General features: G+C 72.6%; 4 protein-coding genes. 2 read left to right on the top strand and 2 right to left on the bottom strand.

The features are described 5' to 3' along the window. Positions 1 to 471, bottom strand: a 471-nt coding sequence (locus D7318_RS27720) for a transposase family protein (RefSeq protein ID WP_329604848.1), incomplete at its 3' end; no start/stop codon positions are given. 236 nt (positions 472 to 707) lie between these two features. Next, positions 708 to 3,830, bottom strand: a complete 3,123-nt coding sequence (locus tag D7318_RS27715; RefSeq protein WP_120699971.1) for an NACHT domain-containing protein — start codon at positions 3,828 to 3,830, stop codon at positions 708 to 710. A gap of 457 nt (positions 3,831 to 4,287) precedes the next feature. Between D7318_RS27715 and D7318_RS27710 the strand changes: the two genes are divergently transcribed. Both D7318_RS27710 and D7318_RS27705 read left to right on the top strand, forming a co-directional pair. Then, entirely contained in the window at positions 4,288 to 5,133 is an 846-nt protein-coding gene (locus D7318_RS27710; protein ID WP_120699970.1) for a siderophore-interacting protein, read from the top strand. Positions 5,134 to 5,222: 89 nt separating this feature from the next. Then, positions 5,223 to 6,149 carry a hypothetical protein gene (locus D7318_RS27705; RefSeq protein ID WP_120699969.1) on the top strand — a complete coding sequence of 309 codons (927 nt, stop codon included), beginning with the start codon at positions 5,223 to 5,225 and terminating at the stop codon, positions 6,147 to 6,149. Positions 6,150 to 6,154 lie beyond the last annotated feature (5 nt).

Raw genomic sequence — 6,154 nt, 5'->3', positions numbered from 1 at the left:
CAGGTCGTGCACGGAGCCGGGCTCGACATCGGATACCCACAGCGGGCTGCCGTCCGGGGCGGCGATGAACTGTACGTTTCCGGCGAAGCGCTTCGCCTTGCCGGAATACCAGAGGTCGTTGCCGTTCCCGGTGACACCGGTGACGCGGTCGCAGGGGATGAGGGTGCCATCGAGAATGACGTGATTCATCCCTTCGTTCCGGCAGCGGGCCAAAGTCTCGTGCAGGTCGGGGGCGTGGGCGGCCAGGACATCGATGCCCTCGTGCAGGTAGCGGTACCCGGTGGCCTGCGAGATCCCGGCATCCCTGGCCAGGCAGTGCACACACCCCGCCTCACGGAACCAGCGCAGGATCAGCACGGCCTGGCGGAACGGGCCCAGCGCGCGGCTCCTTCGCGGGGTGCCGATCCGCCGGCGACGGGCGGCGAGCAGGTGTGCAAGGTACTCCACGACAGGGCGCGGGACATCGAGCATGGCAACATAAGTGACCAACGTGAAGCCTCTGACCAGGAAACGGGATCTTGTGGTGAGAACCGTCCTGGCAGGGGCTTCACGTCTACCTCCAGCCGGGCCACCCAACGCCTGCTCTGACCACGTACATCGCGATCATCCCACTTCGCGAAGATTATCTCGCTGAGAAAACCTCAGTGTGCCGTGTTTCACGAGAGCATCCGCCCCGGCATAAGCGACGACCGCCCGCAGCCGGGGTCTCAGTAACGGGATTCCAGGGGCTGGGACACGGTGACGCCGGTGAGGCGGTCGGCGTTCGTGAGGCGCACTCTGTTCTGGGTCCGCACCGAGTCGAGCCGGTCGAGGGCGCACAGCGGGGCGGGGTCGAGCACGGCGGGGCCGCCGCTCAGGAGGGCGCTCCTGAGGCCGGGGAGCACGGTGGGGAGGTGCCGGAGGTCTTCGTCGCCCCCGACCCCGAACAGGTGCAGATGGCTGACCGCGGGCAGCGCGACGCGGCGCGCGTGGAGTGCGTGGAGCACCCAGGGCGCGGCCACCAGGCTGGTGAGCGCGGGCAGTTGGGCGACGGCGTCGAGGCTCATGGGGGTGGGGGAGGCGGAGCCGATGATCCGCAGGGTTTCGAGCCGCTGCCAGGCGCCGACGCCGGTGAGGTCGGTCGTCGATGGCACGCCCAGGTCGGTGAGCGGGGCGCGGGTCGGCAGGGCGTCGAGGTCGGGGCAGGGGACGCCGTCGTCCAGGTAGAGAGAGCCGAGATCGGGAAGGTCGTTCAGGGGGTGCAGATCGCGCAGCCCTGGTACCTTCCGCAGCAGCAGGCCGCGCAGGGGCAGGCCCACCAGGGGAGAGAGGTCCGTGAGCGCCGGTCCTTCGATGAGGGAGAGACGTCGCAGGAAGCGGAAGCGGCTCAGGAACCGCAGGTCGGTGAGGCGTTCGGCGTTCAACGACAGCTCCTCGACCCGTTCGCCCGCCGCCTCGACGATCTCCTCCTCGGTGAACTCCCCGAAGAGCGCCAGAAACGGGTGCGCGGGCAGCTGGCGGAGGGCGGCCAGCTCGGCCCTGGTGCTCACCTGGAGGTGGGGCGAGCCATCGGGGGACAGCCGGGACAGGACCTCGGCGCCGAATCGTTCGGGCTCGAACGCGCTCCACCGGTGCAGCAGCGCGCTCCTCACCATGAAGGCCGGGTGCTCGCGGAACTCCGCGAGCAAGGGCAGCGCCGCGTCGGTGCCGAGCGCGGAGGCCGCCCACACCACCGAAGCGGCCTCGTCGTCGGTCAACCCCTCAGGTCCAGGCAGCAGTTGGAGCGTCACCTGGCCGACGGCGGCCAGCGAAACGGCCTCCTGGTAGGTGCGCGGCGGAAGCAGCGCGGCGGCCCGCTCCGCCACCTCCCGCCGGGTGTCCGGGTCGAGTTGGGGCGCGTGTTCGAGGCAGGCCATGGCGAGCAGGTGCAGCCGCACGCGGTGCTTGCGCACGGTGTCGCCGCGTTTGATCAACTGCCGCAGCAGCCGCCTGCGTTCGTCGGGTCGGCCGTGGGCAACGGCCATCCGGATGACGTCCTCCCACTGGTCGAGGTGGGCGTTGCGCACCAGCAGGGGGAAGTCGCGGCTCTCGACGGCGGCGCGGGCGGCGAGGTAGTCCTGGAACGTGCGATGCACGAAGTCGACGACGCCATCGGCGGGTTCGCGCAGAAGCCCGGAGCGGTCGAGCAGGTGCCGGTAGACCTCATCGGCGGAGCCGTGCGCCGCGTCGCGGTGCATCGAGGGCAGGACCTGGGCGATGAGGTCGATGGCGTCGTCGCGCTCGAGCTGGGAGTGGCCGTTGCGGATCAGCCAGTAGGCCAGGCGTTCGAGGAGGACCGTCTGGGACCTGGCGTCCAGGGGGAGGCCGTGGTCGATGCTCCGCTGCCGGTCGCGCCGCTCAAGCAGCATCCGCAGGGCGGCCTCGTACAACTCCTCGCGGCCGCGCGGCAGGTAGCCGTGGCTTGTGCGGTGCAGGGCGCAGATCAGGCCGCACATCAGGGGGTTGGTGGCCAGGCGGCCGAGGTCGGGGCGGCTGCGCACGGCGGTGAGGAGGGCGCGGGCCGCCTCGGGCGTCCCGCCTACGGCTCGGTGCCAGCGCTCGATGAACGCGGCGACATCCTCCCGGCTCATGGGGGCGAGCGACAGCTCGTCGAAGTCTTCGGTGGCGAGCCAGTCCTCGCGAACGGCAGAGGGCCGCGCGGTGACCAGGCACGCGGTGCCGGGGAACTCCCGCAGCAGCTCCCTCAGCCATCGCCGGGTGTCCGCCCGGCGCGGCTCGGGCACCTCGTCGACGCCGTCGACGAGCAGCAGCGCGCGCCGGGCCGACAGCACGCGCTCGGCCCACCCTTCGGGGGGCGTGTGCGGGCAGCCCACCGCGCTCAAGAAGTCGCGAGGCGCGGGGAGTTCGCCGCCGCTGCGGGTCAGGGCGCGCAGCGGGAGGACGAAGGGGACGCGCCCGATGAGGTGGAGGAGGCCGTCGCTCGGCCGGTGCTCTGCGGTGGTGACGGCGAGCCACTGCACCAGGGTGGTCTTCCCCGCCCCGGCGACGCCGCGCAGCAGGACGCGCTCACGCCCTGCGAGCGCCTGCTCCGCGCGCCGCGGCGGTCCCGAACGATGCCGCAGGTCGTCGTCGGAGATCCCCCAACGGTCGGCGCTCTCGGTGGCCTCCAGGCTCACATAGGCGGCGTCGAGCGGCCATTCGTCGTCCAGGTCGATGCCGAAGATGGTGAGCCTGCCGTAACGGCGCGCCAGGTGCCCGCGGTAGCGCTCCTCGAACGCCGCGTCCTCGCCGTGCCGTTCGGGAAGCCGCTCGACCAGCAGGTCAAGGGCCTCGACGAGCCGCTGGCTCTGCCGGGACTGCTCGACCAGGGTGCGGGCGACAAAGGTGGAGCGTCGGGTGAAGAAGTCGACGATGTGCAGGCAGGCCAGCCGCAGCAGCCGGTCGTGGAACAGCTCCGCGTCCCGCGACAACGCGCCCCCGCGACGCGGGCGCAGGGCATCGGCCAGCCCCTCGGCACCGAGCCTGACGGCCTGTACATCGTCCATGTCGAGGTCGCCGAGGCCCGCCAGGGTGTCGGCCAACGCCCGGGCCACGGGCTGGCGTTCGTCCTCGGCGAGGGCGTCGTGCGGACCCGCGGCGCGGATCGCGCGGTCCGTCAACTCCCGTGCCAGCAGCTCCAGATCGCGCGGCGTCAGGGTGCGCTTCTCGCCGCGGAAGGAGACGAGCGAGGCGATCGCGACCGGCGCCCCGACGAGCCCCGCCCCCGGCTGCTCGGCCCTGAACAGCCTCTTGACCAGCGGCGCGACGGCGGCCGAGCCGAGCCGCAGCCCCACGGCCGCGACAGCATCCATGTGACACCCTCCCCGCCCCGAGCGTAGCCGAACGCGCCGCCGCGGAGATCGCCTCCGTCGCCCGACGCCCGCCCGTGCAATGCAATTTGCACGCGCGCCGCACATTGGCTGAAAAATTGCTCGCCCGATGGCGCGTCCGACAGATAACTTCTGTCCCCATCGCGCCGACACGGGCCGGTCTGTCACGGACATGGCCGCTTCGGCGGGATGCGTCGGCGCGGCCATCGCGGCCGCGCCCACCACGGGGGGACCGGTCGGGGGTGGGGCAGGGCGTCGCGGCGCCCGCGCCCGCCTCCGACCGGGCGCGCCCGCGAGCGCACCCCCGCCGCCCATGCGAGAAGGACGCGGGACTTCCCTGTGGCCCGGCGCGTTCGTCCCGGTCGTCGACGGCGCACGCCGGGGCGCCGCCCACCCTGTTAACTTAGGCATACCTAACCTCGAAGCAGGGAGCACCGCCATGGCTGAGCGACCGGCCCGCAGGGCACTCACCGTCCATACCGGCGAGGTCATCTGGACGGAGCGGCTGACGCCGGGCATGCACCGGGTGGTGCTCGGCGGCGAGGGGCTGGCCGCGTTCACCGCCGGGGAGTACACGGACCACTATGTGAAGCTGCTGTTCCCCGCGCCCGGCACGGACCACCCCGAGCCGTTCGACCTGGCGCGCATCCGCGAGGAGCTGCCGCGTGAACGATGGCCCGTCACGCGCACCTACACCGTGCGGGCCTGGGATCCGCGGGCGCGGGAGCTGACGCTCGACTTCGTGGTGCACGGCGACCGCGGGCTGGCCGGGCCATGGGCGGCGGCCGCCGAGCGCGGCGACGTGCTCAGGTTCGTGGGGCCCGGCGGGGCGTACGCGCCCGAGCCCGGCGTCGGCTGGCACCTGCTGGTCGGCGACGAGAGCGCGCTGCCCGCCATCGCGGCCGCGGTGGAGCGGATGCCCGCGGGCGCCACGCTGCGGGCGTTCGTCGAGATCGAGGGCCCGGGGGAGGAGCAGAAGATCGCCTCGCCCGAAGGGGCCGGGGTCACGTGGCTGCACCGCGGCGGCCGCCCGGTGGGCGAGGCCCTGGTGGAGACGGTGCGCGCGCTCGCCTTCCCCTCGCCCGACGTGCAGGTCTTCGCGCACGGCGAGGCCGGGATGGTCAAGGAGCTGCGCCGCCATCTCCGCCTGGAGCGGGCCGTGCCACGGGAGCGCCTGTCCCTCTCCGGGTACTGGCGGCTCGGCCACGACGAGGACGGCTGGCAGGCGTCCAAGCGCGAGTGGAACGCCACGGTGGAGGCCGAGCAGGAGGCCAACGGCGCCTGAGCGCCCCCTCATTGGTCTGTACATGTCCGCGTGCCCGGGTCACACTGTCCGCCGAGTGCGTCCCCCACCCCACGAGGAGCAGACCCTCCATGCCCCTTCGCACCCGGCGCCGTCGTTCCCTGGCCACCACAGGGCTGCTCGCCCTCCTCACCGCCGCCGCCCTGTCCACCGCCCCACCCGCCGCCGCGGACCCCGGCAACGCCGCGGACCCCGGCAACGCCGCAGGCATCGGCAACGCCGCGGACACCTGGAACGAGGTCGGCTCCGACCGCGCCGACCCGCTGACCGAGAGCCAGGGCCTGGCCTCGGTCGAGGTGCCAGCCAACAGCCCCAACCGCTACACCGGCATCGGCACCATCCCCCTCGACGTCGCCGCCCGCGGCTGGAACCACGTCGGTGACCCCGACGCCTCCTACGACGGCCACTACATCGAGCCCTACCAGCGGGACTCGGGCGACACCAAGATGTTCCGCGTGCAGGCCCCGGACGGCGGCTGGTCGGAGTATGTGCACACGCTCGGCCCCGGCGAGGCCCTGAACAACTCCTGGGTCGCCATCTCGCCCGACGGCCGGTGGATGCTGTCGGGCGAGTACGGGACGATGAGCCGCCTGCTGGTCTTCCCCACCCCCGGCGTCAACCCCGACACCTCGCCGTCGGCCGACCTCCCGCATGTCTCGTCCGTCACCCTCGACCACGCCGTGCGCGACGTCCAGGGCTGTGACTTCTCGGGCCCCACCACGCTGCTGTGCTCGTCCGACGACCCGGAGGGCAGCCTGTTCGGCATCACCAAGCCGCTGCTCCAGATCGACCTCTCGGACGAGCCGAACGGCACGGCCGACGTCTCGGGGCACGTCACGGCGCTGCGTCAACTCCCGTTGCGCAGCGGCTGCTCCGGCGCGTTCGAGGCGCAGGGCGTCGACTACGACCGCCGCACCGGCACCCTGCGGGTGATCGTCATGTCCCCTGGCTTCTGCGTCCTGACGGACAGCATGACCTACCGCTTCACGCGCGGCTGACCCCC

This window comes from Streptomyces radicis, from assembly GCF_003626575.1.
Lineage (GTDB): Bacteria > Actinomycetota > Actinomycetes > Streptomycetales > Streptomycetaceae > Streptomyces > Streptomyces radicis.
This window is presented reverse-complemented; position numbering and strand designations above follow the sequence as displayed.

Excerpts from the sequence above, each read along its gene's own strand:
- D7318_RS27710 (WP_120699970.1), top strand. The coding sequence starts at position 4,288 with ATGGCTGAGCGACCGGCCCGCAGGGCACTCACCGTCCATACCGGCGAG.
- D7318_RS27705 (WP_120699969.1), top strand. The coding sequence starts at position 5,223 with ATGCCCCTTCGCACCCGGCGCCGTCGTTCCCTGGCCACCACAGGGCTG.
- D7318_RS27715 (WP_120699971.1), bottom strand. The coding sequence starts at position 3,830 with ATGGATGCTGTCGCGGCCGTGGGGCTGCGGCTCGGCTCGGCCGCCGTC.